Below are 1,249 nucleotides of genomic sequence, written 5' to 3' on the forward strand. Positions count from 1 at the left end.
GCCAGCGTTCGTCCTGAGCCAAGATCAAACTCTCCATAAAAGTAAGTTTGAAATAAGATTAACACCGTTAATCTTATACAATTGTCTTAGCTTGTTTCATTTATCGTCAGCTTTCATAATAGAAAGGCTGACCTTCCGAAGAAACACGGAGGTGTTTCTTCGTCTCTTGACATACGAGTTGTTTTGTTCAGTTTTCAAGGAGCAAAAACAAAATATTGGTGGAGCCTAGCGGGATCGAACCGCTGACCTCCTGCGTGCAAGGCAGGCGCTCTCCCAGCTGAGCTAAGGCCCCAAGTGCTATTAATTAAAATGGTCGGGAAGACAGGATTTGAACCTGCGACCCCATGGTCCCAAACCATGTGCTCTACCAAGCTGAGCTACTTCCCGTGAAATACGCGCCCGAGAGGAGTCGAACCCCTAACCTCTTGATCCGTAGTCAAGCGCTCTATCCAATTGAGCTACGGGCGCTAATGGTGCCGAGGGCCGGAATCGAACCGGCACGGTAGAAACCTACCGCAGGATTTTAAGTCCTGTGCGTCTGCCATTTCCGCCACCCCGGCATTCCGGCAATAATATATAATTTCTGGAGCGGAAGACGGGATTCGAACCCGCGACCCCCACCTTGGCAAGGTGGTGTTCTACCACTGAACTACTTCCGCATTTAAAGCTGATGCGGGTGAAGGGAGTTGAACCCCCACGTCCGAAGACACTAGATCCTAAGTCTAGCGCGTCTGCCGATTCCGCCACACCCGCAAAAAGGTGGTGAGCCATACAGGATTCGAACCTGTGACCCTCTGATTAAAAGTCAGATGCTCTACCAACTGAGCTAATGGCTCCTTTAATCGTCATCGTTGCTCCATACGTTCAAACAGCAATGTATATTTAAATGGTGCCGGCCAGAGGACTTGAACCCCCAACCTACTGATTACAAGTCAGTTGCTCTACCAATTGAGCTAGGCCGGCGTTGCTTTTTAATAACTTGTCAACTTGTAAATAATCGATGGTGGAGGATGCAGGGCTCGAACCTGCGACCCCTTGCTTGTAAGGCAAGTGCTCTCCCAGCTGAGCTAATCCTCCGTGCAAATCGTTGATATGCTAGTACAATAAATGCGACTAATAGAATCATATCGCCTGGCGGCGTCCTACTCTTGCAGAGGCAAAGCCTCAACTACCATCGGCGCTGGAGAGCTTAACTGCTGTGTTCGGTATGGGAACAGGTGTGACCTCTCCGCTATAACTACCAGACCGT

At 49.5% G+C, this 1,249-nt stretch carries 9 tRNA genes and 1 rRNA gene; all 10 read right to left on the bottom strand.

Features of this window, described 5'->3' with window-relative positions:
• Window positions 1–216 precede the first annotated feature (216 nt).
• Window positions 217–292 (bottom strand) — tRNA-Ala (locus ACLIBH_RS14300).
• Window positions 293–310: 18 nt separating this feature from the next.
• Window positions 311–387, bottom strand: a tRNA-Pro gene (locus ACLIBH_RS14305).
• Between the two features lie 7 nt (window positions 388–394).
• A tRNA-Arg gene (locus ACLIBH_RS14310) sits at window positions 395–468 on the bottom strand.
• Window positions 469–471: 3 nt separating this feature from the next.
• Window positions 472–560 (bottom strand) — tRNA-Leu (locus ACLIBH_RS14315).
• A 24-nt stretch (window positions 561–584) separates the two neighbouring features.
• A tRNA-Gly gene (locus tag ACLIBH_RS14320) sits at window positions 585–659 on the bottom strand.
• Between the two features lie 12 nt (window positions 660–671).
• A tRNA-Leu gene (locus tag ACLIBH_RS14325) sits at window positions 672–753 on the bottom strand.
• Between the two features lie 7 nt (window positions 754–760).
• Window positions 761–836: transfer RNA gene (locus tag ACLIBH_RS14330), tRNA-Lys, on the bottom strand.
• A gap of 51 nt (window positions 837–887) precedes the next feature.
• Window positions 888–963, bottom strand: a tRNA-Thr gene (locus ACLIBH_RS14335).
• 38 nt (window positions 964–1,001) lie between these two features.
• A tRNA-Val gene (locus ACLIBH_RS14340) sits at window positions 1,002–1,077 on the bottom strand.
• A 52-nt stretch (window positions 1,078–1,129) separates the two neighbouring features.
• Window positions 1,130–1,245: ribosomal RNA gene (rrf, locus tag ACLIBH_RS14345) — 5S ribosomal RNA — on the bottom strand.
• Window positions 1,246–1,249 lie beyond the last annotated feature (4 nt).

The sequence above is a fragment of the Virgibacillus sp. W0430 genome (assembly GCF_051846935.1).
Taxonomy (GTDB): domain Bacteria; phylum Bacillota; class Bacilli; order Bacillales; family Amphibacillaceae; genus JBPYCR01.